Source organism: Bdellovibrio bacteriovorus (assembly GCF_025558485.1).
Lineage (GTDB): Bacteria > Bdellovibrionota > Bdellovibrionia > Bdellovibrionales > Bdellovibrionaceae > Bdellovibrio > Bdellovibrio bacteriovorus_G.
Genome location: NZ_CP102930.1, coordinates 737,142 through 762,749, shown reverse-complemented (window position 1 = coordinate 762,749; position 25,608 = coordinate 737,142). Strand labels below are relative to the sequence as shown.

General features: G+C 48.3%; 25 protein-coding genes. 10 read left to right on the top strand and 15 right to left on the bottom strand.

What is annotated here, in order from left to right:
• Positions 1–20: 20 nt before the first annotated feature.
• Positions 21–665: a hypothetical protein gene (locus tag EZJ49_RS03875; protein ID WP_262554510.1), complete on the bottom strand. Its 645-nt coding sequence runs from the start codon at positions 663–665 to the stop codon at positions 21–23.
• A gap of 16 nt (positions 666–681) precedes the next feature.
• Between EZJ49_RS03875 and EZJ49_RS03870 the strand changes: the two genes are divergently transcribed.
• A complete protein-coding gene (locus tag EZJ49_RS03870) occupies positions 682–1,629 on the top strand; it encodes a hypothetical protein (protein WP_262554508.1) in 948 nt (315 codons plus the stop codon).
• A 10-nt stretch (positions 1,630–1,639) separates the two neighbouring features.
• On the opposite strand, the gene EZJ49_RS03865 is transcribed toward EZJ49_RS03870, so the two are convergent.
• From EZJ49_RS03865 to EZJ49_RS03845, 5 genes are all read right to left on the bottom strand, one after another.
• The gene (locus EZJ49_RS03865; protein ID WP_262554506.1) at positions 1,640–2,131 is read right to left on the bottom strand and encodes a methylated-DNA--[protein]-cysteine S-methyltransferase; all 492 of its coding nucleotides are present in this window, start codon (positions 2,129–2,131) and stop codon (positions 1,640–1,642) included.
• Between the two features lie 46 nt (positions 2,132–2,177).
• Complete coding sequence (locus tag EZJ49_RS03860; RefSeq protein WP_262554503.1) at positions 2,178–2,597, bottom strand: hypothetical protein; 420 nt, start codon at positions 2,595–2,597, stop codon at positions 2,178–2,180.
• Positions 2,598–2,632: 35 nt separating this feature from the next.
• Positions 2,633–3,652: a hypothetical protein gene (locus EZJ49_RS03855; protein ID WP_262554501.1), complete on the bottom strand. Its 1,020-nt coding sequence runs from the start codon at positions 3,650–3,652 to the stop codon at positions 2,633–2,635.
• A gap of 69 nt (positions 3,653–3,721) precedes the next feature.
• Positions 3,722–4,483 (bottom strand): alpha/beta hydrolase, encoded by a 762-nt coding sequence (locus EZJ49_RS03850; protein WP_262554499.1) that lies wholly within the window; start codon positions 4,481–4,483, stop codon positions 3,722–3,724.
• A 53-nt stretch (positions 4,484–4,536) separates the two neighbouring features.
• Entirely contained in the window at positions 4,537–6,894 is a 2,358-nt protein-coding gene (locus EZJ49_RS03845; protein WP_262554497.1) for a pyruvate dehydrogenase, read from the bottom strand.
• A 334-nt stretch (positions 6,895–7,228) separates the two neighbouring features.
• On the opposite strand from EZJ49_RS03845, the gene EZJ49_RS03840 reads away from it, so the two are divergent.
• Positions 7,229–8,035: a TIGR02147 family protein gene (locus tag EZJ49_RS03840; protein WP_262554495.1), complete on the top strand. Its 807-nt coding sequence runs from the start codon at positions 7,229–7,231 to the stop codon at positions 8,033–8,035.
• On the opposite strand, the gene EZJ49_RS03835 is transcribed toward EZJ49_RS03840, so the two are convergent.
• The 7 genes from EZJ49_RS03835 to EZJ49_RS03805 all read right to left on the bottom strand — a co-directional run bounded on the left by EZJ49_RS03835 (position 8,032) and on the right by EZJ49_RS03805 (position 15,218).
• Entirely contained in the window at positions 8,032–8,829 is a 798-nt protein-coding gene (locus tag EZJ49_RS03835; RefSeq protein WP_262554494.1) for a hypothetical protein, read from the bottom strand. The two genes, EZJ49_RS03840 and EZJ49_RS03835, sit on opposite strands and share 4 nt — an antisense overlap.
• On the bottom strand, positions 8,826–9,203 hold the full coding sequence (locus tag EZJ49_RS03830; protein WP_262554493.1) for a hypothetical protein: 378 nt from the start codon (positions 9,201–9,203) through the stop codon (positions 8,826–8,828). Before EZJ49_RS03830 ends, EZJ49_RS03835 begins: the two co-directional genes overlap by 4 nt.
• A gap of 14 nt (positions 9,204–9,217) precedes the next feature.
• On the bottom strand, positions 9,218–10,471 hold the full coding sequence (locus tag EZJ49_RS03825) for a hypothetical protein (RefSeq protein ID WP_262554491.1): 1,254 nt from the start codon (positions 10,469–10,471) through the stop codon (positions 9,218–9,220).
• A 449-nt stretch (positions 10,472–10,920) separates the two neighbouring features.
• The gene (locus EZJ49_RS03820; RefSeq protein ID WP_262554489.1) at positions 10,921–11,088 is read right to left on the bottom strand and encodes a hypothetical protein; all 168 of its coding nucleotides are present in this window, start codon (positions 11,086–11,088) and stop codon (positions 10,921–10,923) included.
• 124 nt (positions 11,089–11,212) lie between these two features.
• Positions 11,213–12,826, bottom strand: coding sequence for a hypothetical protein (locus tag EZJ49_RS03815; protein WP_262554488.1), 1,614 nt, complete (start codon positions 12,824–12,826; stop codon positions 11,213–11,215).
• Between the two features lie 163 nt (positions 12,827–12,989).
• Positions 12,990–14,183 (bottom strand): Bcr/CflA family multidrug efflux MFS transporter, encoded by a 1,194-nt coding sequence (locus tag EZJ49_RS03810; RefSeq protein ID WP_262554486.1) that lies wholly within the window; start codon positions 14,181–14,183, stop codon positions 12,990–12,992.
• 84 nt (positions 14,184–14,267) lie between these two features.
• A complete protein-coding gene (locus tag EZJ49_RS03805) occupies positions 14,268–15,218 on the bottom strand; it encodes a TonB family protein (RefSeq protein WP_262554484.1) in 951 nt (316 codons plus the stop codon).
• 134 nt (positions 15,219–15,352) lie between these two features.
• On the opposite strand from EZJ49_RS03805, the gene EZJ49_RS03800 reads away from it, so the two are divergent.
• From EZJ49_RS03800 to EZJ49_RS03790, 3 genes are all read left to right on the top strand, one after another.
• Positions 15,353–16,078 (top strand): Stp1/IreP family PP2C-type Ser/Thr phosphatase, encoded by a 726-nt coding sequence (locus EZJ49_RS03800; protein WP_262554483.1) that lies wholly within the window; start codon positions 15,353–15,355, stop codon positions 16,076–16,078.
• Positions 16,079–16,101: 23 nt separating this feature from the next.
• A complete protein-coding gene (locus EZJ49_RS03795; protein ID WP_262554481.1) occupies positions 16,102–17,106 on the top strand; it encodes a M23 family metallopeptidase in 1,005 nt (334 codons plus the stop codon).
• A gap of 102 nt (positions 17,107–17,208) precedes the next feature.
• Entirely contained in the window at positions 17,209–17,805 is a 597-nt protein-coding gene (locus EZJ49_RS03790) for a hypothetical protein (protein WP_262554480.1), read from the top strand.
• Positions 17,806–17,887: 82 nt separating this feature from the next.
• Here EZJ49_RS03790 and EZJ49_RS03785 read toward each other — a convergent pair whose 3' ends face one another.
• Positions 17,888–20,059, bottom strand: a complete 2,172-nt coding sequence (locus tag EZJ49_RS03785) for a hypothetical protein (RefSeq protein ID WP_262554478.1) — start codon at positions 20,057–20,059, stop codon at positions 17,888–17,890.
• A 340-nt stretch (positions 20,060–20,399) separates the two neighbouring features.
• On the opposite strand from EZJ49_RS03785, the gene EZJ49_RS03780 reads away from it, so the two are divergent.
• The 4 genes from EZJ49_RS03780 (at position 20,400) to EZJ49_RS03765 (ending at position 23,351) form a co-directional block, all read left to right on the top strand.
• A complete protein-coding gene (locus EZJ49_RS03780; RefSeq protein ID WP_262554477.1) occupies positions 20,400–20,948 on the top strand; it encodes a hypothetical protein in 549 nt (182 codons plus the stop codon).
• Positions 20,949–20,966: 18 nt separating this feature from the next.
• Positions 20,967–22,148 carry an acetyl-CoA C-acetyltransferase gene (locus EZJ49_RS03775; protein ID WP_262554475.1) on the top strand — a complete coding sequence of 394 codons (1,182 nt, stop codon included), beginning with the start codon at positions 20,967–20,969 and terminating at the stop codon, positions 22,146–22,148.
• A 68-nt stretch (positions 22,149–22,216) separates the two neighbouring features.
• On the top strand, positions 22,217–22,969 hold the full coding sequence (locus tag EZJ49_RS03770) for an SDR family oxidoreductase (protein WP_262554473.1): 753 nt from the start codon (positions 22,217–22,219) through the stop codon (positions 22,967–22,969).
• Between the two features lie 7 nt (positions 22,970–22,976).
• Positions 22,977–23,351 carry a hypothetical protein gene (locus EZJ49_RS03765; protein ID WP_262554471.1) on the top strand — a complete coding sequence of 125 codons (375 nt, stop codon included), beginning with the start codon at positions 22,977–22,979 and terminating at the stop codon, positions 23,349–23,351.
• 6 nt (positions 23,352–23,357) lie between these two features.
• Here EZJ49_RS03765 and EZJ49_RS03760 read toward each other — a convergent pair whose 3' ends face one another.
• On the bottom strand, positions 23,358–24,674 hold the full coding sequence (locus EZJ49_RS03760; RefSeq protein WP_262554469.1) for an HD domain-containing protein: 1,317 nt from the start codon (positions 24,672–24,674) through the stop codon (positions 23,358–23,360).
• Positions 24,675–24,867: 193 nt separating this feature from the next.
• Between EZJ49_RS03760 and EZJ49_RS03755 the strand changes: the two genes are divergently transcribed.
• The gene (locus EZJ49_RS03755) at positions 24,868–25,506 is read left to right on the top strand and encodes a transposase (protein WP_262554467.1); all 639 of its coding nucleotides are present in this window, start codon (positions 24,868–24,870) and stop codon (positions 25,504–25,506) included.
• Positions 25,507–25,608: the final 102 nt, after the last annotated feature.

The following is a 25,608-nucleotide window of genomic DNA, read 5'->3' as shown; positions in this document are numbered from 1 at the left end:
AAACAAGTCATCTTCTAGCGTTAGCGAAGCTCTTTCGGGGTTGCCACCCGGCTTTGGATAAAATAGCGAAGCCCGATGGACCCTCCATATTGATCGGCGTATTCGTGGGCTTTTTTGGTCAGGGAATAAGAATAACGAGCTTCGGCCATGATCGCATAACGGCCACTGCTCCAAAGCTCTCCTTGTAGTGCCAGATCCAAACCTGTTTCAGAAGAAGAGCGCGCCGTTGTTCCCATGTCATCGGCGGCAGTGAAGTCATTATGCAGAACTGTGGTGTTACCCATCGGATAGGAAGTGTAAACAGCCAGAGAACTTGAAAAAGACGGGCTCCACCAACGGCGATAGCCCAGTGTGATGTGCATGACTTGGGTTTTTTCTACGATGTACTTGTTGTCGTCCTCGCGGAAAAAAACTTTGTTCATATAGATGGCGGCGATTTCCAGGCTGCCTTTGTTATCAACATCACCATTGGCGATCAATGCCAGTCCTGCAGAGTTCAGATCATTTTCGCTGGCCTTGTCGCCTTCATAATTGGTTTTGAAAATATAAGGACCCAACGTCGCATAGACATTTCCCCGCTGAGGAACGTAGGCCGAGGCTGTTTTTGCAGCCAGAAGTGAGATACTCAGCGACAGAAAGCAAAGGATGAGTCTAAAATAATTCATGTTTGGAGACTAAAACGTGAAAGCGGAAAAAGCATCAACATCTTTGAAGACCTTAGTCTCTCTTCTGCTGGTTCTGGGGGCAGGTCAGGCCGCCGGCGCCAGTAAAAAGACACCTGCTGAAAGTGTTGAGGAATCCTTTATCAGCAGCAATATCGCCATTTCCGAATGGTTTGATGGTGTGGCCGAGGGTTTGGATTTGTTTTTGGCCGGACATCAGTACACCAGCAAACGAAACCCCACGTCGGCCACGATTTCCTCGGCATTTTATTATAACGAAAAGAATCACTATTCCGATGCGACCAGCTTCAACCTAAACCTGCGTTTACCCAATGTCGAAGAATACTGGATGATCACTTTCACCAGTTACGATGACACCAAAGAGCGTGGGGTCAGTCAGACCTATCTTCGTCAAAGCCCGCGTGAACAGGACTACGGGGCGACATTGGGATTTTTTCAAAAATTAGGAGAGGTGCGCACCTCTTTTCAGCCGCACGTTAGTTTTGCCGGATCTTTTAAAATTTCAAATTCTTTAACTTTTGAAAGTGTCGCAGAGCGCGGAAAAAACTATCGGGTCAACCCCAAGCTGCAATTCTATGCTGATGCCGACAAGGGCACTGGGATCTTTCAGGCTTTCAACTTTAACTTTCTGCTGACGAAAATATTTACCCTGACCTTCATCAATGAAGGGGACTACGAAGACAGAACACACCTGTATTCAGTCACCAACGGTGTGGCTTTGGGGCAGTGGTTTAACAAAACGGCCAATATCTCGTATAACTTTTTTGTGACATCCGAAAATAAACCCAGTTATCGCATGACCGGATTCAGTCTTTCCACCTCGTGGAGTCAGACAATTTATAAGAACATGCTGTCGTATCAGTTTATTCCGGGGCTGGGCTTTGCAACCGAGGATAACTATCGAGGCATCCCCGGTCTGACCATGATTCTGGATCTGCAATTCTAATTCGGAGCGCTTAAATCGCGCCTTCGACCTTCAGAAGATATTCCTTCACTTCCGGTCCCCAGTGGTATTTCAGAAGATTGCCATTTTTGCCAACCACGCGATGGCAGGGAATCCAGTAGCTGATGGGATTTCTGCCCACCGCTGAAGCCACAGCGCGAACGGCCAAGGGCTTTCGCAGCTTCTTTGCCAGTTCAGAATAAGTGACTGTCTTGCCAGCCGGAATTTTCAAAAGCTCCAGCCACACCTTCATTTGAAATTCTGTGCCTTGCAGCCTGAGTTTGTGTTGTTGAGTCCAAAAGTTTCCCTGTTTCCAAGGAGCGGGCTCGAACGAGCCCGACTTAAAGGCATAGTGAGTTTCAAAAAACTCCGCTAAATCGCCTTCGACCAGCTTTTTCCCGGCATTATAACTGCCGAGGAAAATCAGCTCGTCCTGTTCAAAGGCGGCCAGCCATTCACCATATTCGGAAGGCACTTTGTAGATTTTAAATTCCAGATCCGCCATTGCTCACCTCGTTTGTGAGCCGACAGCTTTATCGCAGAATGGGGGCTTAGACAACCTCCTCGAAGTAAAGTCCGGTGCAATAGCGGATATCATAGCCGTGGAAACGTTTTAAAATCGGAACGGCCTTGTTTTTTTCCTCTTCGTTCATGGTGACCAGACACATCAGGATATGGCCCCGGCGGATTTCATCGTCAGCCTCGGTTAAGAAATGCCATTCCGCTGAATCTGAAAACTTAACGAACTTGCGAAAGTATTTACCGACCAGGTCGGCGTGATTGGACTCAATATCAATGGCGTCAACCCCTTCATCTCCCTCAAAGATATTAATATCCTCTTCTTTAAAACCGATATTGATCAGTGCAGAAGCAGCCTTGCGAACATCCTCCCCTTTGGCGAAGAACGCCAGCGTGTGATGGTTTAAGGATGGCAGGTGATTGGGATGAGGCAGATGTTCAAGCTGACTCATGGTGGTCCTCCTCTTCGTTAAGGTTATTATATACCCTACTCAAACATTCCATCCATTGTGATGAACTTCTGGTTGTTATTTGTCATACGAATGGATTGGTAGAAGCTGTGCTGGCACTGGCCTCGTAACAGGGCGTCCACACCACCAATCATGGCCGTGTAAACCTCGTCCACATTCAGCACATCCATCGAGGTGATAATCCCTGTTTTCGGGGCGGCAGCCCGTGTGCGCGACAGGAAGTGATCGCGCGAGGCACAGGACATCAGGCCCAGAACGGCGGCTTGTTTTGAGCCGGAGGAAAGGGCATTTAGCATCTTTTTAAATCCGGGACGCTGAGCCTTGTAGTACCCGCTGTAGTCCAGCTTGTTGGAACTGCCAATGAAAACCGGCGGGGCAAAATCCGGTCCGCCACCGTTGCGGGAATGGCCGAAATAGAAAACAGCATCCGCTTCACGCAGGGCTTTGCTGAAATAGTTTTCCATGTACTGTGTTCTTTGGCGTTGTTGGTCGCGGTATTTTCCCAGATTGTCAGAAAGAATTTCGGATTGGGATGAAAAACGAATTTCCACGCGGGCCTGAATGCGACGTCCGTGAATGGAAACATCGCGAACAAAGATGGACGAACTATCCGAACTTTGCTGGAATCCGCAGAAACGCGCATTACCACTGCAACGCGAAGTCAGCAGTTCCTTCAGGGCCTCAAAGGCGCCGATGTCCATGGAAGGACTGACTCCGTAGCTTCGTCCGGAATAGCTGACGTTGCTTCCTGTTGTCCAGTCGAAGTATCCCAGAGCAATACGAATATCCAGCACCCCATCATTTAAAATTCCTCCGTAGCGTTGCAGGCAGATCGCGCGTTTGTCCGCTGTCAGATTGTTTGGATTGTCGGTGGCTTTATCTTCCAGCAGGGCCAGATAGCGTTCGCCCATATTGTTAAAGAGCTTTTCGTAAAGATAGCCGGTGTTGCGGCCCCAGCTCCAGGCCAAGGCGGTGGATGATGAAAGGCCCAGAAGAAGGCCGGCAGCGAAAACGACAAGACGTATTTTATTGCTCATAGTCCCTCCATGAGGAACCAGAATAAAAAAATGAAGTCAGATTGGCCTAGTTAAATTCCAGAGTCTTGTTTAAGAGCAAGGATAAGCAACACGCTTTAAGAAGCGTTCCAGAGCTGGTGCGTATTCAGATTTAAAATCGCGCAGCCCTGTCAAATGACCTGCTTCAGGCAAAGAGAGCTTGCTCCAGTCTAATTGAGTGTGCGGCTCAAACACGGCATCAATATGTTCTGGCGGTATCAACAAATCTTTCCAGCCGCGAATGGACAGAATGGGGAATCCTGCTGGGAATGTTTCAAGATCCTTGTGAAGGTCCTTATGCAGGAACGGGCTCCAGCTCAGGCTTAAAACGGGTGTTAAGGCCAGTCGCAAAGGCAGGGGGCTGATTTTGTATTCGTGGGTGTAAAGGTTGTACGCTGACGGCAGGAAGTGGCCGGAAGGACCACTGTCACATACCAGTGCCACCGTATCAGTGCAGTTTCTGCGTGCCATGGCTTCGATGGCAGATGCGGAAGGATTGGAAAAAGAGAAAATAATCTTTTTGCCGGGAATCAGATTTAACAATGTTTCAATTTGGTCTGCATAAACGTGCTTCAGGCCGAATCCGCCCTTGGCACTGATGGGAAGCTTTAAGGACCGAAGGTCCTTGTGGTCGCCTTGAAGTTGAAAGGCAAAGGCATCAAAGCCCCAGGAGTTCACGAGCTTGATATGACGAAGCAGTTGTCTTTTGCTGCCTTCAAAGAAATGAACGAAGAAAATCAATTCTTCAAATTTCTTCTCTCGCGCGAAAAAGAACTCCCCATCAAAGGGGAGCTCTTGCTGTTTCTTGTCCATTTAAGTCCGGTTCCGCAGGCTTGCGCCCGCTGCACTTTCTGCGCAGAAGCGGCTTAGTGCTTCTGGCTGTGAGTTGCTGATGGCCACAAATCAGTCCAGTGGGCAGCTTTGGTGGAAGCCTGATTGGCTTCGCCCAGAGCACTTTCGGAAACCATGACTTTTTCAAGTGCGGTTTCGGAAAGGACTTTTCCGCAGGCTTCGACGATGGAAGCGTCATCCAGGTGGTGGTACTTGTAGATTTCTGTTGGGCGACCGCACTTGGAGTGCTTGCGAACTGCAAGACATTCCTGACGAACACCAATGATAGAACCCAAGTTATCCAACAGACCAGCTTCACCATCGTGAACGCTGACAACCGGAACGCGACGACCAGCCACTGTGATCAGATCCCCTGTGGAAATTTCTTCCGCTTTTTTCAGGTAAAGATCCGCGTTGATGCCCAGTTCGTTGCGCAAGTAGTGGTAATCGTTTTCGTGAGCCTGGATACCCGCCAACAGATCGGATGAAGTCACCACGATCACGTTGGCATAAATACCACGCGCCAGAAGAGCTTCAGAGGCTTTCATGGCTTCCGCCACCAAAGCACCCATTGCGAAGATGTTGATCACGTTGTCGCCCGGCTCGTAGCCAGCGTAACCACGGTAATCAATCAGGAAGTAAGCGCCTTTCAGAACCTCTTCACGAACAACGGCGAACATTTCTGTTTCGCTCATTGCGGATACTTCCTCTTCATTCGCTGCGCCTGCAATCGGGAATTCCGCGCGAGCCAGCTTGCCTTCCAAGCCCACTTTGAAACGAGCTTGTTTGGAAAGGTATTTCACGAAGTCTTTTTGTTCCGCTCCGCGAGTCACCAAGCGCAACAGAACACCGGATCTGCCGGCATTGTCATTCAATACGTGTCTGCGAATTGCATCCACCATGATCCAGTCAAGTTCCTGGCAGAAGTACGGTTCCCACGTGATTTGATTTGGAATCTGAACGTCAGACTTCCAACCGTGCTGCGCGCCTTCAGGGGATAAAGTCACACCGGATGGAGTGCCCACGCAAATAAATGAAGATTTCCAGTACAGGTTATAGAAATACTGATCCAGTGCACGTTTCAGGAAGAAATCGTAAACAGTCATCAGTGGGATGATTGGCACGCCCACAACGTCACGCATTTTTCCGAATGCGCCCACGCAGGACATAACGTTGCCTTCTGCAATTTCAAAGCGCAGGAAGCGGTCTGTAACGTCTTCGCCCGGAACCAGATCCGGAAGCTTGTTGTCTTTCACGCCCAGTTCCGCCTCGATGTCTTCCACTTCCTGAGCACCGAAGATCTTACCATCCATCGCTGGATTCAAGTTCGTGGAAGTTCCCACGTCCGGCGCCATGGAGATGAACAATTCGCCCGGAAGTTTGAACGGTTTTTCGTTTTCAGTCAGGGCTTTTTGACCTGCCTTCAACTCAGACTCATTCAGGGAAGTGTTGGAAATACGAGTCAGCTTCGCTGTCAATTGACCCAGCATCCATTGCGTGTGTGGGTAGCTTGTCATCTTCGTGTTGATTTCCAAAGAAGATGGCATTTCGCCGAACTCAGCAAGTTTTGTCAGGAAAAACTCCTGATTTTTTGCTTTCAATGCATTCTGAGCTTTGATGTCTGCATAAATTTTTTCACCACGAGAAGCCAGGAATTTGCCTTCAACAGACTTTTCGTCAAAGCGTGCGTAAAGCGTGTCACCCGTGATGCCTTGTTTTGCGCGCAGTTCTTCAACTTCGTCTTCGTGAGGAAGGGAAGAGTGGTTACCTTGCTGAGCTGCGGCCTTCAAGCCCCAGCCTTTCAGGGTGTGGGCGATGATGATCGTTGGTTTGCGCTTGGATTCTTTGGACTTCAGCATCGCTTTGGCCAAAGACATCATATCATGCCCGCCAAAATCACGAAGGGCTTCGTAAACATCCTGATCCGCAATCGGTGTCAGGAATTTTTTAAGTGTCGGGAAGTCCTTGATCAAACTTTCTTTAAGTTGTTTTGCATCGTGAACCAAAAGCAGCGCCTGAAGATCGTAATCTGTCAGTTCTTTTTCAAGGAAGTTTTTGAAAGTCTCGCCGTCTTTTTTTGCAAACAGGGCTTCACGCTTGGCACCGTGACGAACCTGAATCACTTCCCAGCCGTTGGCAGCCATTGTTCTTTCCACACGGTCCGCATCTGTACCGCCCAGGATCGCGTTATTCACCAGACGGTGACCATCCAGGGATTGACGGTTGTAATCCAGAATCCAAGTCAGGTTGCCGATTTCACGTTCAGAGAAATCCGGCACCGCTTCGTACATGGAACCTTCACGGAATTCAGAGTCACCGCAAACAGCCCAGAAGTGAGCGTCTTTAGGAACATCATAACCGTGTTCGCTGGCATAACGATAAGCCAAAGCCATGTAACCGGCTTCAACAGGCGGGATGCCCACAGAACCGGAAGGGAAGAAGTTGTGTTGATCCGGATCGTAAGCAGAGTGGTAAAGTGCAGCACCACTTTAGATCCCTGATTGGCGAAGGCCTGAAGGGTGTCATGATATCCTACCATATCATCCTATGTAAATCAACAGCTTACGAACAATTTTCAAAAATCATGAAAAATAAAGAACTTCATTTGGAACTCCTTAGATAAGGGTGTTGTTCGTGATGGGCCCTTTATATCCCTTGGTCCATGTGGCTTATAGGGTTGTTTGGTAAAAGGTTGACAATAATTTTAACCAATTAGTTAATATTTATATGTCCGTATCCATCTATCACTATAGCGATTACAAAGAGTTCTATAACTCCTGGGTAGAAAACCAGCCTCGTCAGGGGTTCGGGGAGTACCGCCGTTGTGCGCAGGCCCTGAATGTTTCCACCACCATGGTCAGTCAGGTGTTTAAAGGCGACAAACATCTTAGTTTGGAGCTGGCGTCGGATCTCTGTGATTATTTAAGTCTGGACGAAGACGAGACGGATTACTTTTTGTTGCTGGTGGATTACGGCAGAGCCGGCAGTCACAAACTGCAAAAGCGTTTTCAACGTCAGATCAAACAACGTCAGGAAAAATCCAAAAAACTTGAAAACCGTGTGAAGGCCAACGAACTGAACGATGAAGCTCGTATGATCTTTTATTCAAGCTGGGTTTATCAGGGCATTCGTATGTTGGCGGATACCGGTCTTTACAACGATGCCGAGGTTTTATCGACCCGTCTGAATCTGCCACGTAATCACGTGCAAAAAGTGTTGGACTTCCTGCTGGCGCAGAATCTTTTGGTGGAAGAAAAAAACAAACTGAAAATCGGTTCAGCGCGAACACACTTGCCATCTTCATCACCACTGGTGGGGCGTCACTTGCAGAACTGGCGCATTCAGGCAACCAGCAAAGTTCACCAGATTCGCGATGATGATTTTTATTATTCAGCGCCGATGGCACTTTCGCAGGAAGTGGCCGACTGGATTCGTCAGGAACTTCCGGCTTTCGTGGAAAGAATCAATGCCAAGGTGATTCCCTCCAAGTCCGAAGTCGTTCGCTGTATGAATATCGACTGGTTTGAATACTAATAGTTGCGGAAAGATTTGGTCTTCATCCAGGCCTCCAGTTGAGGCTTGGAAATTTCGCCTTTGTCTCTCCAAAGAGTAATCACCAGTTCGCGGATGTTGTCGTAATCATCTTTGGAAAGTGAAATTTTCGCGACTGAATCCGTCAGGCCATCAGAACTGTCCAAGGCAAACTTGCGGGCGCAAAGATCGCGCTGCTTGCGGTATTCATCCTGTTTTATATCCAGACGCAGCAGTGCAATTTCTGAATAGCACTGATCCAGACGGTTTTTATGCTTCATCAAACGCACACCCATAATCATTTCATGCAGAATCAGAATGGCCCGGTCTTCGTTGCTGGGATATTGCGCGAACAAATCAGAGTTGATCCACACGGCATTCAAGTTCTGCAAAGCCAGTTGTTGCAGTTGCTTGTCACCGAAACTGACACCAATAACCTGAGCGGGAAGTTTATTCAGCTCTACCGGAATCAAATACCATGTGCGGTTCATGGCGATATGAACCAGATCGGAAGCAAAGCGTGGATATTCCGCCTGAACCGTGCGAATGATCGGCAACAGATATTCATTAAATTCCGGAACATCCTGCAAGCGGACAGAATAAGATTCTAAAGGGCGGCCATTCACGCCGTTGCCTCCGCCGCCGCTGTCAACGCCACCTTCGGCTTGTTGATAGCCATTGCTTGGAACGGGTTCACGGATAATTTCGCGAACGGTTTCGGTGTTTTGTCCTTGGCAGGCGGTCAAAGCGGCTGCCGCAAAAAGAACGGTCAAAGCTTGCATCAGGGACTTCATCATAGGTCCCCCTGCATACGGCGTTTGATTTCCATATCGGCCATTTTGATTGATATTTCTTCAAGCTCAGCGCCGTGACGTTTGTAAAGGACCAGTTGATTTTCGCTGAAATCCAGATAGCCAGAGTCAGCTTGAATCACTTCATGGGGTTTGGAGGCATCTTTTGTTGAAATTTCCACAAGTGGTTTGCTCAAGATATGTAAAGCCTTGAGCTGGCTTCCTTGAGAAGAAGCTGCGCGCGCCACCAAGCACAGATTTTGAGCTGAACAGGTTTTCAGCTCAAAGCCCTGAATCGAGGACTCAATGCCGGAAGCAAGGACTTGTGAAGTCCCTGCGACCAGAAGAGTGCTGATGGTAAGAAGTTGAAGCAGCTTCATTTATACAACCCGAATTAGTTGGAGTTTTCTTCTTTAAGGATCTGATCCGCATCACCATTTGGAAGCAAGCCACCCAATGTTTTATCGCGGAAGGATGTTGCGGCTGTGCCTTCGTTGTTCCAAGTGGCAGGCATCAGTTTTCTCAAGTCTGTAACCGGATTTTTGAACAAAGCCATGTAGTCCACAGTGATGGTTTTCTTATTGTCTTCCCCACCGAATTCTTCGTTCACCGGACCGGACAAGGCCTTATCCATTTTTGCAATGGATTCCTGTGCGTTCACCAGATCATCAATGCAAAGGTTGTTGAAGATATAGCCTTTACGCGGGATCGCTTCGCCGTTTTTATCTTTAGGGCAAAGGTCTTTCTGATACTTCACAGCCCATTTAAAGGCCACGCTGAAGTCAGCACCCAAAGAACGGATGGCTGTCAGGCTTTGATCTTTATTCAAAGTCAAAGCACCTGGGATTTTTTCCAGTCTTTCCATGATATCCTGAGCGGTCATTTGTTCTGTTTCACTGCGTTTCACCAGTTCGTCGATACCTTGGATGCTGTAGCCTGTATAAAGGCTCAGATAAAGAACTTCAGCCGCTGCGTATTGTTTTAGAACCATCAAATCCGCCATGTTCACTTTTTTCATGGCCACTTCAGAGAAGTCGCACTGAACATCGGCGATGGTGTCTTCGTTGCCAGGAAGCAGAACGCAACTGTCGGTCATTTGTTCGCGAATCATATCGGACATCAGACTTGGGTTCATATAAAGAACAAAGCTGGCGTCGGCGTTTTTGGCGATGAACTGACGAAGCTCGTTGGCTGCATTACGGTACTCGATCAAAAGCTTTTGCATATCAGAAAGATTCTCGATGTTCTTTGCGTTTTGCGCAGGAACCGTCAGGAATTGGCGGGTCGGGTGTTGTGGAATCTCTTTGGTTGTTTTTGCCAGTTGATCCGCATCACCATATTTTTCCGCGTAAGGTTTTGCACGAGTCAAAATCCCTTCAAAGATCATGAAGCGTTTCAGGAAGATATTGTAGAACTGGGCTTTTTTGTTCCCGGGATCTTTTTCCAAAGCCTTTTCGAAAACTTTTTTGGAAAGGTGCAAAGTGTAGGGGGATAGAAGCTGTTCGCCTGCGTTTGTCAGATCTTCAGCATTCATTTGTGCCGTGGCTGTGATGCGAACTTTTTGAACTTCTTTAGTTGGCTCAGAGCAGGCAGCCAGTGCCATTGTCAGACTTGTGCAAAGTACGATTGTTTTAGCGAAGTTTTTCATTTCATGGTCCTTTCGTTTTAGAAGCGTTAGCTTGTATGACGCAAGTTATAACGACTTCCAAAGCCTGCTCACAGATCTGTTTTGTAAATAGTTATCTAAAAAGTTAACCATTTAGTTAATATTTCTTCAGATCCATCTATACTCAAGGAAGCAAGCCGGGGGCCCATCGAAAGGGGCTCAGATTTCATATATTGATTTTGGTTGTCTCATTTTGAGATGGGCCCAGGCAGGTGCCCTTTTAGGCTGGAGGGTGTTTAAAAGGAAATCAGCTCTCAGCGGCCGACGGGCCTTTATGGGCTTCAAAATGCAAAAGCGAGGAAAGCCTTCGCCAGCCTCGCTTTTGGTGGATCTCCTGTCCGATAACAACAGGAGGTGTCCGATGCGTAAAAAACAGTATTTACGTTATCGGCGCGTTTTAAGGCTAACTAAAGAGGTCCTGCCTCGGTGATTTAAGGAGCTTGTTCCTCGTAACTTTCCTCGATAGTTCCCTCGGGGGTTCGGTGCACCCGGCCCGTATCGGGTTTGGCGGTGCCCTGATGGCGGCTGGGTTTGTGAATCGGGGGACTTGGTTTTTGCGTGGGTTTGGTTGTGGGCGGTTTGGTAGGATGGTGTTTCATGGGGTCTCCTTTTTCAGAAAGACCCCCAATGCAAAGGGCATGTCGGTTGAGCTGAAATAAAAGCCAGAGCCAGCGAGTCGTCGGGGCAGACTGCCGCCAAAGCCGGGGCAAGCTGCCTCACGGACTAAATATTCAGTCGGGAATACAGCCACTTTTTCAAAAAGTCGAAGCTGGTTTTGTCGATACTTGCAGTTTTGGCAGATTTGTTTTTTGAATCCGCACAAATCCAGTAACCGATAGCGGGTGCGAGTTCATACTTCATGGCATGAGCTTCCTGGTTTGCCAAGGTCGGTGTTTCCAGATCCAGGACAAAAACACTCTTGTAGTTTTTCGCGAAGGCAGAGCAGTTGTAATCCCTTGTGGCTGACCAGCGGATGGACTTCATCTTTTGTGTCACAAAAGTGTTTTCCAGCCACTGACTGATAAAATCCCGTTTGGCTTTTTCGAAATGGATACGGGTTGAATCCGCCTGACGATCCAAAGTCATCCAATTGAAGGCCTCTGCCAGATTTTTCGTCAGGATCTCTTTGAAGCAGGCATTGAATTGGGAAACGGCGCCGGCCTTGTTCAGAATCGTGTTTTTCAGTTCAGACCCACAGGTTTTTGCGATGCTGTCACGCAAAGGCATCTTTTCGATTTCAGTCGTGATATCGTTGTAAACATTGACCTTGTGATCCAGTACCTGCAAGGCGTGTTGTTCCAGCTTGGCTGCTTCTTGAGCTACACTGTCAAGCTGACAGTTCTTTCCATTACGGAACTCGATGTTGCCGAAGATTTTACTTTTAATAAACTGATACCGGGACGGACTGGCTTGCAACAGCTTTTCCGGATTGAAACGATAGGCAGACACGGACTCGGCAAAGTCCTCCCATGAATTGATGCTGGCATACTGGGAAACCCAGGATTTATAGCCAAAGTCCCCACGATGCGGATGTTTCCAGTCCACCATCATGAAAGAAGCGATCTTTTCCCAGCCCGTGATGTTCAACCAGGCTTGGGATTCATCCAGATCGGTGGCCACCACATCAGACCAGTTATGAGCGATTTCGTGAAACAGCAGATACTTTTTCATGTCGGTGGATTCCGTATCCCAGAAGTCATAAAATTGCATGGAGGAATCGGCATAAACATTTTCCTCCTGCGTGGATTTGGGGCCCGCATGAGTCAGCTGTTTAATATCTGAAAGAGGCAGCAGATGCGGAGGAACCAGCGCCATGGTTTCAAGGATAATATCCAGATCTCTGTCTTTGAAATAGCCCGCGCCATAGTATTTCATCGGGGCCACATTCAGACGGTATTTATCCAGAAGATAAAGAGCCTTCAGGGATTCGGATCTTCCCATGATCATCGTCAGGGCACAGCGAACTGAATGACATTTTCTCCGTGCGTTCTCGATGCGGGGATCTTGTTCATCATAGGCGGTGTTTTCAGAGGGCTCGATCAGGTCTTTAAAATGTTTTACATAAAATGAACTGTCGTTAACAAACTTAAAGCCCAGAACCTCAAAGGTGCTTTTCTCTGACAGGCGTACTTTATTCTGAAAATACTTTTCAATCTCAGAAATTTTAGTCAGAACGGGATAGCGGCATGGGGCATTTCGCACTTCTTTTGCTCCGGCAGAAAAGTGCTCGGAGGCGGCCAGCGCCGTTGGGGCCGTTAGCAAACTCAAAATAGCGCCGCCCCACAGGGAACAAAGTCTGATTTTTTTGAACATGCCCGGCACTCGCGGCTTTCTCATTTTGAGACTCCTTAAAGAAGGTCACGGCTTTTTAAAAGCAGCTATCGTGCCTTTTATTAAGGAATAGGTGGGACTTGGGATCGGGGGTGTTGTCAAAGTTGTAAAGAGGTGACGATCTCTGACGACGAACCACCTCTGTTCGATATTTTTTCTGTGATGACTTTTAAAGAGCCCTTTTGATGATCACGCGATGAAGAATCAGTGCCAGTACGCCAAAGCATCCCATCAGCACACACATCGGCATGGTTGTACCGTCATGCAGGCGACTGACAGCGGCAGAGGAAAGGGCCGCAATACCGTATTGCAAAGTTCCCAGCAGAGCCGACGCACTTCCTGCGCTTTTTTTCTGTGTGGCCATTGCGCCAGCTGTGGAATTTGGAAAGGTCATGCCCAGACTGGCAATAAAAAGGAACAAAGGAATCATGATTCCCCAGAAGCCCCAGTTCAAAATTCCGGCAGCGGCAAGCAGTGCTCCCAGAACCGCCAGAATGACAAAGATCTTTTCCAGAATCACATCATAACTAAGACGCTTCAGCAGACGAGTGTTGATTTGCGAACATAAAATCAAACCCACAGCGTTGGAACCAAAGACCCAGCCAAAACTTTTTGCGGGAATGCCAAAGTGGTTGATAAAGACAAAGGAAGACCCGGTGATATAGGCGAACATGCCCGCCTGTGCAGCGCCTCCGGCCAGAGCGTAACCCATAAAGTTGCGGTCTTTCAGAATACTGCCGTAAATCTTCCACGAATCTTTGATATGCACCCGTTGATCGGGGTGATGTGTCTCAGGAAGGAAGGTGGCAATCAGGATGATGCACAAAGTGCTGATAACGGCCAACAGGGCAAAGATCATGCGCCAGCCGAAATGCTCACTGATTTGTCCTCCCAGAACAGGGGCCAGAATCGGAGCGGCCCCCATCACCAGCATCAGCAGGGAAAACACTTTCGCTGTTTCCTGGTGTGTGAAAAGATCACGCACAATCGCACGCGAAATCACCACACCAGCGCAGGAACCCAAAGCTTGCAGAAAGCGGAACAGAATCAGCATTTCAACGTTTTTGGTAAAGGTGCATACGACCGAGGCCGCTGCGTAAATTCCCAGTCCCACATACAGGGGCTTCTTACGCCCATAGCGATCTGTTAATGGACCATAAAAAATCTGACCGGTTGCCAGCCCTACAAAAAAAGAAGCCAATGAAAGCTGCACAGAGGAAAGGGGCACTCCCAGATTTTCTGCAATAGCCGGAAATGCCGGCAGATACATATCAATCGACAGGGGACCGAAAGCCGTCAAACTGGCTAAAAGCAGAATCAAAGCGGCAAAGGGAATGTTGTATTTGGCAGTGGAGGAGTGCATGGGCACTTCATAGCAGGAAGAGAATTGATTTGCACGGGGGAAGTCAGCAGAGGCCTCTTAGTGAGGAGGCCTCATGAAAAGCGCTTAGGTTTCCAGAACAAAATCCCAGCGAATTTTTACGGTGCCATCGCCTTCGATGATTCCTTTGGGTGGATTCGGGAACGGAGCTGCCGCACGGAAGGCCTCAATGGCGGCATCATCAAGATCACGAACACCGGAGTCACTAAGAACCTGCACACGTACCAGCGTGCCTTTATCATTCAGAACGATCATCAGCTTGGTGATACGATCCTGATTGGCGGCCGCCGGGGAACGGCCTTCTTTGAACATTTTGCTAAGTTTTTCACGAACGCGCCCTTCCCAGTGTTGGGAAAGCTGTTTGCGAATACGGTTGTAGTACGAGTAGTACTTGAACTCGCGCGTGTTCAGCAAAGTTTCCAAACCTGTGTTCACGTCCTTAACATAATCATTTGACTGACTGGCTTCCGCGCCGGTTCCGGCGTTTTGTTCACCGGTACCACGGCCTTCGCCCAGTCCAGATTTTTGATCGGCAATTTTCTGTCTTTCAATCGCTTCACTGGCGTCAAAGCCCTTGAAAAGATCCTTGGCGATCTGTTTTTTAGCTTCCTCGGATTTGGTCACAGCCTTCTGACGGCCGTCGCCTTTAGGGCCGGTTTTTTTAGGCTCGGCCTTTTTCAGGTTTTGAAACTGACCACGTTGAGCGGCGATGGTCTGCTTTTCGACCTTTTGGTTTTTGGCGCTTAAAAAGCGTGTATCGACCTCTTCTTCGTTGGCGGAAGTCTCACTCTGCTCTACGACTTGGTTCGCAGACACCAGCAAGGCTTTCTTTTGAGCTAATTGCTCAGCCTTGGCAAATTGTTGAAGCTGGTCCGGAGTCAGAAAGTCGATGCTGACTGTCTCTTTCAGAGGGGCTTCATGTTGGAAAAGTCCTGCGATGTAGAAACCCGCCACCACAAACACGTGGAGAGCCAGGGAGAGCACAATATACTTTCTGAAAGACGGTGACTTCTTCATAAGACCTCACCCCTTTCTATCGGTATTATGACACTTGATATTGAGGTGATGGTGAGTCGGGCTCAAAGATTGCGACCCAAGTCTAGGGCCAGACTTTGACTCTTCTGTCAGGAGTGGGTGAAAATGATACAACTATGAAATTTGACTCGTGGTATCTGACAGATAAAGGTCTTCGTCGTGATTCGAATCAAGATTCCTGCCTCATCAATCGAGAGCTGGGACTTTTTATCGTGGCGGATGGAATGGGTGGACACTCAGGCGGTGAAGTCGCCTCGAGCATGGCGGTTGAAACGGTGGAAGAAATCATGCTTCAGCCGGATGTTCATAAAAAATCGCCGCGTGAAGTGATTCTGCAAGCCTACGAAGAGTCATCTAAACGAATTTTTGATAAAGCCGCCAACGAACGTCCGGAGCTGGCGGGGATGGGCACCACGATGGTGATGGCATATATCCGCGGCAAACATCTGTATGTGGGAAATGTCGGCGACTCCCGCTGTTATCTGTTTAAGCGGCCTCATCTGTGGCAGATCACCGAAGATCATTCACTTATCAATGAACAGCTGCGTGCCGGTGTCATGAGTGAAGAACAGGTTCGTCAATTTGTGGGGCGAAACGTCATCACGCGCAGCGTGGGTTACGAGCGCGAAGTCTATCCGGATATCATTGAGCGCGAGATTTTCCCTGGGGAAATTTTCCTCATGTGTTCTGATGGTCTTTCCGGTTTGGTGGACGATAAAAGAATTTCTGAGATTTTAAATCAAAATACACCTGACAAAGCCGTTAAAGCCTGTGTAGAACAAGCCTTGGCCAATGGTGGAGATGACAACGTCACAGTCATGCTAGTGCATTTCCACGAGTGAGTCTGTTTTAAGGAGCTAAGGTTTTGGATAAAAAGAAAGTCACGCTGTTTATTGTGAGCAATCAGACGGGGAAAACCCGTAAGCTTGTGCTCTCGGCTGCCTGGCTTAAAGCCATTTCCTTTATCTCTGCGATTGTGATCATTATTTTTGCCGCAGGTCTGGTGGATTATTTCGGTTTGCTTTTGCAGGCCATGGAAAATAAACGCCTGAAGGCGGAAAACGCCCAGCTCATCAAGCAATTCCAGGTCGTTGAAAGTAAAGTCAGCGCGTTGGAGAACTCTCTGGAGCGGGTGAAGACTTTCACCACCAAATTGAAACTGATCACCAATGTCGATGCGGATGATCGTATCACCAAGCTGACAATGGGGGCCAAACCTGCCGCCGGTCAGCCCGTGGAAGAATACGAGCCGATGGAACAAAGGGATGATGCCGATGTTCTGGTGGAACAGGATCAGATCTTTGCCAATAAAAAACCTTTGAACGATCAAACGGGTGAACTGGCCAACGAAAATGCCGACAAAGACTATGCTTCTTTGGTTGTGCGTATTGATAAAGCCGTCAAGGAAACCCAGCTCAAAGAACAAAGTGTTATTGATCTTTGGGAAAGCCTGTCTGAACGTCAAAGTTTGCTGAACTCCACACCGAATATGAAACCGGCCAAGGGATGGATCACATCGCGCTTTGGTTACCGGGTTTCTCCGTTCTCCGGGAAAACGGCCCTGCATGCGGGTCTTGATATTGCGGCAGCTCCTGGGTCACCGGTTTATGCTCCGGCCGATGGCGTGGTTGTTTTTGCCAGCTATGATGAATCTTACGGAAAATTGATCACAATTGACTATGGCTATGGTGTGACCACTCGTTTCGGTCACTTGTCACAGATCTATGTGCAGGCCGGGCAGCGTGTGAACAAATGGGACGTTGTCGGGGCCGTGGGTAACACCGGGCGCTCCACAGGGCCTCACTTGCACTACGAGGTTCGCATTAACGGAACCGCCGTGGACCCTTTGAATTACATCCTCGACGAATAGGGGCCAGCTTTTCGCAGCAGCTCCTGCTTTGTTTGGCAAATATCAGTAAAATTATTAGACCGGAACTTTTCATAAGAACTACACTGAAGGCGTGAGGTGCTTATGAGATTTTTTATTCTGGCTTCGGCTTTGCTTCTTTCGTTGTCAGCAGAGGCGGCATTACCCCCGCAGTTTTCAGAATGTCTGTCGCAAAACAGTGGCACAAATATGAGCGCCACTGATGTGGCAGAGATCGCAAAAGTCTCCCGCATCACGTACTGCCAGAATCAGGTCAGCATTGTGGGTAAATCCGATCTTCAGGCCATGCTGGCAAACCCCAATGTGAATATTGGAATTTCAGTCAGTAAAACCAGTTATTCCAATCAGGATTTGCTGGATATGGCGGCGACGGGCACTTATGTGTTGTACGTGGATGGCAGTCGATTGTCCCGGGATAATCTGGTGGCCTTGCTGAATGCCGGGGTGCAGGTGGTGGTGCTGTCAGGCAGCTCGGGGCTGAGCAAGCTGGATCTACTGGCAATGGCGGCTGCTAAGACATTTATTTTGAATGTGAATTCGGCAGTTTCCAAAACAGATTTGCAGGACTATGTGCGCGCGGGAATGCAGATTGTGATTCGCACTTCTCAGGCAGGTTTAAGTCGTCAGGATATTTTGGATGTAGCGCAGCTGAACACCGAGAAAGTTTCAATCTTCCCATAGTTTGAAGATGCAGAACTTAAAAAAGAAAAAGGGCTCCTGTGAAGGGAGCCCTTTTTGCTTTGGCATTTGTATCGGGACTTTATTATTGGTTCATCACGGAAACTGCAGGCATTGGGCACTGAAGTTCCTTCAATTTTTTGCTTACCAGGTTGGCATCAGACTGGAAGCCTTTGGATGCCAGGGTCGTTCTGGCCTGATCAACAACTGATTTCAAGTAGCCTTGGCCACCTAATTGTTTGTTACCACGGCAGGCTGTCACAACAGAAGAATCCATTTTAACATCCAAAACCGGATCAATCATGTCACAGAAGAACTGGATCGCACCGATATGGTCGATGGATGCAGACCAGTCCAACCAAGCGGATTCAAGCTGCTGACAGACCAATTCGTTCTCGCGAGAACCCACTGGAAGCTGTTTCAGGTTGAAGTTGCTCATAGCTTCGCTGATCGCTTTGCTATTCTTCATCATTACAGGGTCCTCAAAGACAGTGCCCATAACGATTCGGATGCCTTTACCCTGACCGGAATCAGTCATGCTGAAGGAACCCTGACGAAGTGCTCTCATGTTTGTGGTGAAAGCGGCAACGGCTTGATCGTGCATGGTTTTCGTGTGGTTGATCCAAGCCAGAACAGGTGGCTTGCCGAAGCTCCAGGAGCTGCGGGAACCGAACAGACCGGCTTTCAGGTTCACCATGCGCTGAGCCAGTTCAGAACGGTCAATGATAGAATTATCCTGAGCCAGTTCCTGCATCGCTTTTTCAACACGTTTGATTGTCAGTTTCTCTGTTTCGATCAAAGTGTATTGAGCTTTCCACTGACGGTAGTCAGCGCTCTTGGACAGATAGCTTTCAAGCTCCACTTTGCTTTGAGACACAACGCCGGAAGTGGCATTCACAGCCTGACGCATAGCCTGAATCCAGGAGCGGCCATTCTGAGCACAAAGTTTCAAAGCGCTTTCGTCTTCAAATGATTTTGCTGCGTATTCAGCAACACGCTTCATGGAGTTTGCATGAACCGTTTTCAGCGTCAAAGCCTGAAGTTTCTGAGTACGGTCACTTTGTACAGTGGCCTTATCCAGATTGACGAAAGCAGAAGCCGGGAAGGTCTTGCCATCAGAAGCCCAGTTCACCAGCTCATTTGCCAGTGTACAAACCATCAGATCATCGTTGTTGGTTTTTAGCTGTGCTTCTACAGTTTCAACATCCGCACGGTCGTTTACCAGCTGGGTGTTGACGGCTGTGAAGTACTTTTCGGAAGAGTCCTTATAGTTCAACAGATTCGTAAGCTCTGCGGAAGGTTTGGAGAACTTCGCGTTGTAAAGATCCACGCTCTTTTCAAGCTCTTGAGTGATCTTTTCGATTTTTCCACTTTGTGCCAACTGCATGAAGCGAACTTTCTTCGCCACTTTAGTGAATTGGCAAGTGTTCTGAAGAACCGCTTTGCGGTGTTCAGCTTTGCTCATATCCAAAGTGTTTTGATCGATCATTTTAGCGATTGCGGAAATACCGCTTGTCGCAACCACGCCACCGATAACAAACGGCAGGGCCGGAGCCAGCGCCGCATTCATGGAAACGGCAAACAGGGCATAAGGTGCAAGGCCGTTGATAACGTCATTCAGAGCCAGTAGAACTTTACCAGTGGACATCGTTTGACGGCCACACTTGGAATTCAGGAAGTTGTTGTTATTAACGATGTCACCCAGATTGCCAACAGCGGTTAAGGCAGCGGTCATGGTCTGTTCAACACTGTTGACGTTCACTTGCGTTGGGTCCTGCGTCTGCATGATTTGTTGCAGGGATGCGATACTTTGTTTGATCGCGTTTCCATTGTCCTCGATGGATTTGGCAGAAGGACTGCCAGTACATTCCGGAGACGTCAGAACCTCTTTATTCAAAGAATCAATTGCAGAGATAAGTTCCGCATGAGGACGGTTGTCAAACAAAGGACAACTGTAAGCATCAGGAACCTTGGCCGCATTCATTTTTCCTGCCGCTGTGCTTGTGGAAGTCACGCGGGTGTTTGAAGTGCTGGGACGGGTCGGGGTTGTGGAAGCCGAAGACCCTGCGGAAGATCCCGTATTTGTTTTCGGAATCGTCGGGGTGGTTGGAGTAACCCCGGTGTCCTCATCATCGCCGAAAAGATTCAGCGAGAAGATGCTTGCACTCGAACTGGCCCACACTTGCTGAGGGGGCACAATGAAGCTCGCGGTCAGCGCTAATGCCAGTGCGCCTCTTTGAACGTTCTTGAATTTCATAAAGTCTCCAGTGTTTAACTTTTTGCCACTTTTACTTTTTTCGCGTGTCATCCCGAGACATTTTGTCGGATCAGCGTGTCTAAATACTTAGAATCACATAGTTCCTTCTTAACTTCCCAAGTGTGCACACGAGTTCAGGTGGCAACGATGCAATTTCAATGCGCAGATTGCTTCACTTTGAAACAAGTCCATGGTCGAGGTGACAATATATTGCCAAGTGAAGTGCCACTGGACGGCCTCTGACGTTTTTCCGGGGATTCCTCTGTTATTTGCTTATTATCTGAACTTTAAAGGGACTGGAGCCACTTTGGGTGGAACGCTCTTTGTATAAGAGGTAAGTATGAGACTTTTGGTTTCCTGCCTTCTCTTTATGATGACCTTCTCTGGAGCCTGCTGGGCCAAGGTGGACTTGCGTACCACCAAGCCGCTGGTGATTCCTGAGGACAAGGTCACTCCGAAGATCACGAAAGAAGACGTGGCCAAGATCATTCCATTGGATATTAAAAAAGATGAAAGCACCGGATCTGTCATGAGTCGCATTGCCGACCGCGGATTCAATCTTTGGTTTAATTCTGAATTTATGAAGAACAGCGCTTTAGGTCGTGCGGTGGAAGAAACGCAGGAAAAACTAAAGACGGATGTTGTGGTTCCAGCTTCGACTCCCCATGGAGTTGTTCATAAGTTCTCATTCCGTGTGGAGGCCTTTCAGGCCTTGGCGAAAATGGAATACTCCGGTTGGTTGAAGGCTGCCATCAACTATGATGCAAAGGCCTCTGAAACAGATATTCAGTTCAAAGACAAAGTATTGGATAACAAAGATCTGATCGTCAGTCATAAAGCCAATAAAGAACAAGGTTTGTCGATGATTGGCCTTGCCTGGTCCTGGTAAGCGTCCTACCCTTAACTCATGGAAAATATCGTATTTATCTCTGGGAAAAGAACTCCCTTTGGAGCTTTTGGCGGATCTCTAAAGGATGTTTCAGCAACGGATCTGGGTGTGGCTGCCGCCAAAGCAACCCTGGAACAAGCCGGTCTTTCACCTGAAAAAGTTGAACATGTGATTTTCGGAAATGTGGTTCAGTCCGGTGCTGATGCGGCTTATCTGCCTCGTCACATTGGCTTGAAAGCCGGAGTCCCGGTTGCTGTCGGGGCTTTTGCTGTTAACCGCTTGTGTGGCAGTGGATTCCAGGCATGGGTGAACGCTGTACAAATGATCCAGTGTGGGGAAGCCTCTGTCGTGCTTGCCGGTGGTGTTGAGCAGATGTCACAGATTCCGTATGTGGCCCGCAAAGTTCGCTTTGATGGGATGCGCATGGGGAACTTCGAGCTGGAAGACCTGATGACCTCGGCTTTGACGGATGCTTATGCCAAAATGCCAATGGCCATCACAGCAGAAAATCTGGCAGTGAAATACAGTATCTCTCGCGAACAATCGGATGCTTATGCGATTCAATCCCAGCAAAGATTCAATGCTGCGGTTGAAAAAGGATTCATGAAACAGGAAATCTGCCCTGTGACAGTGGAAGGCCGCAAAGGCACTGTGGTTGTGGAAAAAGACGAACATCCAAAGCCGGATTCCACTTTGGAAAAGCTGGCGACCTTAAAACCAGTCTTTAAAAAAGATGGCTTGGTTACCGCAGCGACTGCTTCCGGTATCGTGGATGGGGCGGCCTGTTCTTTGTTGATGAGCGAATCCAAAGCCAAAGAGCTGGGGTTAAAACCAATGGCTCGTATCATCAGTTATGCCTCTGTCGGTTGTGATCCGACAATCATGGGTATTGGACCAGCGGGTGCGGCTCGCAAGGCGTTGGAAAAAGCCAACTTGAAACTGGAACAAATGGATCTGGTGGAAGTAAACGAAGCTTTTGCGGCCCAGTATCTGGCGGTGGAAAAAGAATTGAAATTAGATCCGGCAAAAACCAACGTCAATGGCGGTGCGATTGCTGTGGGCCACCCATTGGGCGCGTCAGGTGCTCGTATCATGAATCATCTGGTGTATGAGCTGCACCGTCGTGGTGGAAAATATGCTTTGGGTTCTGCCTGCATTGGCGGCGGTCAGGGTATTGCGATCATCATCGAAAAAATCTAAGTCCTGGACACCCCGGAACAGCTGTTGCCGGGGTTTTTGTTAATTCGGCCTTATACGAAAGACTTTTCATGGAATTTAATCTTCGAGAACGTACATCATTGATCGTGGGTCCTTTTACAACAACAGTGCAAAGTCTGGTGATGGGTTTAACTCAGATGGGTTCAGACTGTGTGCTGCTGGATTTCGATAATGCCGCCAGCCAGCGTTTTTGTAATCAGATCAATGACGCCCGTGAAATCAACCCGAAGTTTGGCAGAGCATTGGGGGTTAAATCCGCTATGAAGACCGCAGATGATATTAAAGATGCGGTCGGAACAGCGGCACAGTCTTTCGGCAGTGTGGATTTGTTTATTGATGCGCAAACTTACAACAAACAAAACCGCTACAAAATTGGCGACAGCATTGATTATCTGGATGAAGAGCTTCAGCACAATTTTAAGTCCTCTGTGATGCTGACTCATGCGGTTTTGAATTTTCTGAAGAATCGCAAGCGTGGCAGAATTCTGTATCTTTTGAATGAAACCTATCCGGACCCGATTCTGGCCGGGGCGCGGGGGGCGCTGATTCCCTTTGCCCAGTCTTTAGCAAAGCAGGTGGCAGAGCATAATATCACCGTGAATGTCTTGAAGTTGGGTTTGACTGAAGAGTATATTTTGGCCCAACACCCGGAAGCCAAATCCATCAAAGAAGCGGTGGAAGCGTTAAAGGTGAAAGAACCGCATCTGCGCATCACTGAACCGGACAAGGTCACAAACACCGTGACCTATCTGGTCAGTCAGTTCGGAGCAGCGGTGAACGGTCAGGTTATTTCTTTAAGTTAGGTGGGACATGCAACAAGGTAAGCTTATGATTCGTCCGGCATCAGTGATGTTTCAGTGGTGGGATTTTATTCCGCACTACACGCTGAAAGATTGCTGGAACAAGGCTCCTTTGGAGTTGGATATTTCAGAAGTGCAGGCGATCTATAAGCGCGGTCCGGCTTACCTTTACCACTGCCGCCGACAGGACGTGAACTATCTGGTTTATTTAGGCGAGGTGCCCGAGGGCTTAAAGAACATTCCTGTTCAGGAGGTGGGACCTTTTGAAGTGGTGAAGGTCATTCGCACATTTCCGTCAAAATGGAAAAAGGCCTTCCCCAAGTTGTTGGGTCTGGCCTTTATCACGATTGTTCTTTTGAAAATGTTTTTTTCTTTCCGAACTTAAAAGGTTTTAAAGCTTAAGACCTTTCAAAATCCCTTCAGCTTTGGCCAGATTTTCCGGCGCTACATAAATGCGGTCGATAATACGTGCACCCTCATAGCGTTGGAAGATCTCTGTCGTCTGATTGATCGGCGACGGCTGTGCCCAACGGTCATACTGGTCCACGACATAGATCTGCAAAGCACGCTCTTCCGGGGACGCTGTGTGGTATTTGGACAGACGAGCCTTGGAACTGGTGCGGATGACCTCGATGCCTTCAGCTTCCAAAGCCTTTTTGATGGCTTCCGGGCGGTCGGATTCAGAGGTGTTGTGCTGCTCAATCAAAACCTTAAACGGCTTTCTTTGCGCAATTCGCTGTGCCCATGGGTTGTCAGCACTGCTTAAGTGTTCATGCAGACGATAGTCATTGTAGTGCGTGTATTCGTTGATATCCCCGGGCAGAACAAAAGTGCAATCCGGAGAGGTCAGATAACGGTTCAGCATTTCCTCATAGATGATGCTTTTGTGATGGCAATACACCATCAAGTGCATGTGGTGACGGGAAATTAAGAAGTCATCGAAAGAATAAAGCGCACGGCGATTCAGGCCCAGATACATCTTGTTTTCACGACGATGGAAGGTCATGTTCTGAATCAGCCAGGATAGATCAATTTTTCCGTAGTTGGTGCCGCAGAAATAACTGTCGCGTTCCAGATAGTCCATGCGGTCCACGTCCAGCTCACTGGATACGAGCTGGCTTAAGATCGGGCGGAAGTCCACGCCATTATCGACGAAGAAATCATCCGGGCAGTGCAGGGCCTTATCAATCAGGCAGGCTACATGAATGGGCTGAATATCCGGGAAGGATTGTCTGATAGTGTCAGCGATGGCAGAATCCGTGACATATTTAATCGTATAATCTTCGTGATTGGCGCGACGGTTGTGATTCATCACTGTGTGCGCTTCTTCGCCGTATTGTTCCTGCTCTTTATACAGTTGAATCTTCAGCTCTGAAAGATGCGGCATCACTTGTTCAGTGGTATGGCTTAAAGGGCCGTGGCCCACGTCGTGCAATAAAGCTCCTAAGCGCAGCACCTGACGGAAGCGGGTTTTTACAGAAGGTTTTGAAAACGGATACACACGGAAGATTGCATCGAAGGTTTCACCTGCAAGGTGTCCCACGCCGACAGAATGGATGTATCTGTTGTGGGTGGCGCCAGGGAAGCTGAATTCCGCATAACCCAGTTGTTTGATCGCGCGCAGACGTTGATATTCAGCGGTATCCAGCACGGCCACTTCAGGTTCAGAGTAATATATAGAGCCATGAACGGGATCGCGAATTTCCATCTTTTCTCCTCTGGGAAAGGTACGCCGTACCTTTTTGTAGCGCACGGCATTGTTTCTAGGGGTTGGCTTTGAATAGCCGGGAGGCCCGCTACCTGTCAAATACCTTAATAGGTACGAGCTTCGGAAGCCAGAGATGCTCCCTATCTAGCAGGATGGACCCGACGTAGGACTAGGGATTGATGGTTCGGTCGATATGGCGCGAAAGAAGACTTATAGAACGGATGAGTTTCCCTACCATGTTACAGCTCGTTGCGCGAATCAGGAATGGTTCGCTCTGCCTTTGGAGGATTGTTGGGAGATATTTTCTAACTACCTCTGGTTTATCACACAGGCATACTCTGTCCGAGTGCATGCCTTTGTTCTTATGAATAACCACTTTCATCTTCTGATCAGCACTCCGCTGGCGAACATCGATGAGGCGATGAACTATTTTTTGCGCGAGGTGAGTAAGTCGATTGGTGCCCGAGCCAAACGGAAAAGTCAGATTTTCGGAGGTCCCTATCATTGGACGGTGATCTCAAATTTCACATACTACCAGCACGCTTATAAGTACATCTATCGAAACCCAGTGCAGGCAGGAATCTGCTCCCGAGTAGAGGACTATCGCTATAGTACAATTCGGGGATTGTTGGGTTTGGATCGGGCGTTGGTTCCCGCTATTGATAATCTCTGCCTGATTCAGAACATGTATAAGCAACTGTCGTGGCTGAATTCTGAGTTTAATTGCGAAGACCGAGAAGCGATTGCAAAGGCTTTGAGACGAAAAGAATTTAAGATTCCACGTGATCCTCATACTGGAAAGAGAAGTCACCTTGAGGATGGAGTTGTTTGAATATTAATCATTTCAATAGCTTATGAAGCGGCGCACTCCAAAAAGGTACGGCGTACCTTCTGGGCTTAGGGCCAGAAATGTAAAAAAATGAGACGTATCACT

Bases quoted from the DNA above. Each gene is read 5' to 3' on its own strand.
- EZJ49_RS03845 (WP_262554497.1), bottom strand. From the start codon at position 6,894: ATGGCTTTGGCTTATCGTTATGCCAGCGAACACGGTTATGATGTTCCT.
- EZJ49_RS03840 (WP_262554495.1), top strand. From the start codon at position 7,229: ATGTCCGTATCCATCTATCACTATAGCGATTACAAAGAGTTCTATAAC.
- EZJ49_RS03855 (WP_262554501.1), bottom strand. From the start codon at position 3,652: ATGAGCAATAAAATACGTCTTGTCGTTTTCGCTGCCGGCCTTCTTCTG.
- EZJ49_RS03850 (WP_262554499.1), bottom strand. From the start codon at position 4,483: ATGGACAAGAAACAGCAAGAGCTCCCCTTTGATGGGGAGTTCTTTTTC.
- EZJ49_RS03820 (WP_262554489.1), bottom strand. From the start codon at position 11,088: ATGAAACACCATCCTACCAAACCGCCCACAACCAAACCCACGCAAAAA.
- EZJ49_RS03825 (WP_262554491.1), bottom strand. From the start codon at position 10,471: ATGAAAAACTTCGCTAAAACAATCGTACTTTGCACAAGTCTGACAATG.
- EZJ49_RS03830 (WP_262554493.1), bottom strand. From the start codon at position 9,203: ATGAAGCTGCTTCAACTTCTTACCATCAGCACTCTTCTGGTCGCAGGG.
- EZJ49_RS03865 (WP_262554506.1), bottom strand. From the start codon at position 2,131: ATGGCGGATCTGGAATTTAAAATCTACAAAGTGCCTTCCGAATATGGT.
- EZJ49_RS03835 (WP_262554494.1), bottom strand. From the start codon at position 8,829: ATGATGAAGTCCCTGATGCAAGCTTTGACCGTTCTTTTTGCGGCAGCC.
- EZJ49_RS03875 (WP_262554510.1), bottom strand. From the start codon at position 665: ATGAATTATTTTAGACTCATCCTTTGCTTTCTGTCGCTGAGTATCTCA.
- EZJ49_RS03860 (WP_262554503.1), bottom strand. From the start codon at position 2,597: ATGAGTCAGCTTGAACATCTGCCTCATCCCAATCACCTGCCATCCTTA.
- EZJ49_RS03775 (WP_262554475.1), top strand. From the start codon at position 20,967: ATGGAAAATATCGTATTTATCTCTGGGAAAAGAACTCCCTTTGGAGCT.
- EZJ49_RS03810 (WP_262554486.1), bottom strand. From the start codon at position 14,183: ATGCACTCCTCCACTGCCAAATACAACATTCCCTTTGCCGCTTTGATT.
- EZJ49_RS03815 (WP_262554488.1), bottom strand. From the start codon at position 12,826: ATGAGAAAGCCGCGAGTGCCGGGCATGTTCAAAAAAATCAGACTTTGT.
- EZJ49_RS03755 (WP_262554467.1), top strand. From the start codon at position 24,868: ATGGCGCGAAAGAAGACTTATAGAACGGATGAGTTTCCCTACCATGTT.
- EZJ49_RS03800 (WP_262554483.1), top strand. From the start codon at position 15,353: ATGAAATTTGACTCGTGGTATCTGACAGATAAAGGTCTTCGTCGTGAT.
- EZJ49_RS03780 (WP_262554477.1), top strand. From the start codon at position 20,400: ATGAGACTTTTGGTTTCCTGCCTTCTCTTTATGATGACCTTCTCTGGA.
- EZJ49_RS03760 (WP_262554469.1), bottom strand. From the start codon at position 24,674: ATGGAAATTCGCGATCCCGTTCATGGCTCTATATATTACTCTGAACCT.
- EZJ49_RS03785 (WP_262554478.1), bottom strand. From the start codon at position 20,059: ATGAAATTCAAGAACGTTCAAAGAGGCGCACTGGCATTAGCGCTGACC.
- EZJ49_RS03765 (WP_262554471.1), top strand. From the start codon at position 22,977: ATGCAACAAGGTAAGCTTATGATTCGTCCGGCATCAGTGATGTTTCAG.
- EZJ49_RS03770 (WP_262554473.1), top strand. From the start codon at position 22,217: ATGGAATTTAATCTTCGAGAACGTACATCATTGATCGTGGGTCCTTTT.
- EZJ49_RS03805 (WP_262554484.1), bottom strand. From the start codon at position 15,218: ATGAAGAAGTCACCGTCTTTCAGAAAGTATATTGTGCTCTCCCTGGCT.
- EZJ49_RS03790 (WP_262554480.1), top strand. From the start codon at position 17,209: ATGAGATTTTTTATTCTGGCTTCGGCTTTGCTTCTTTCGTTGTCAGCA.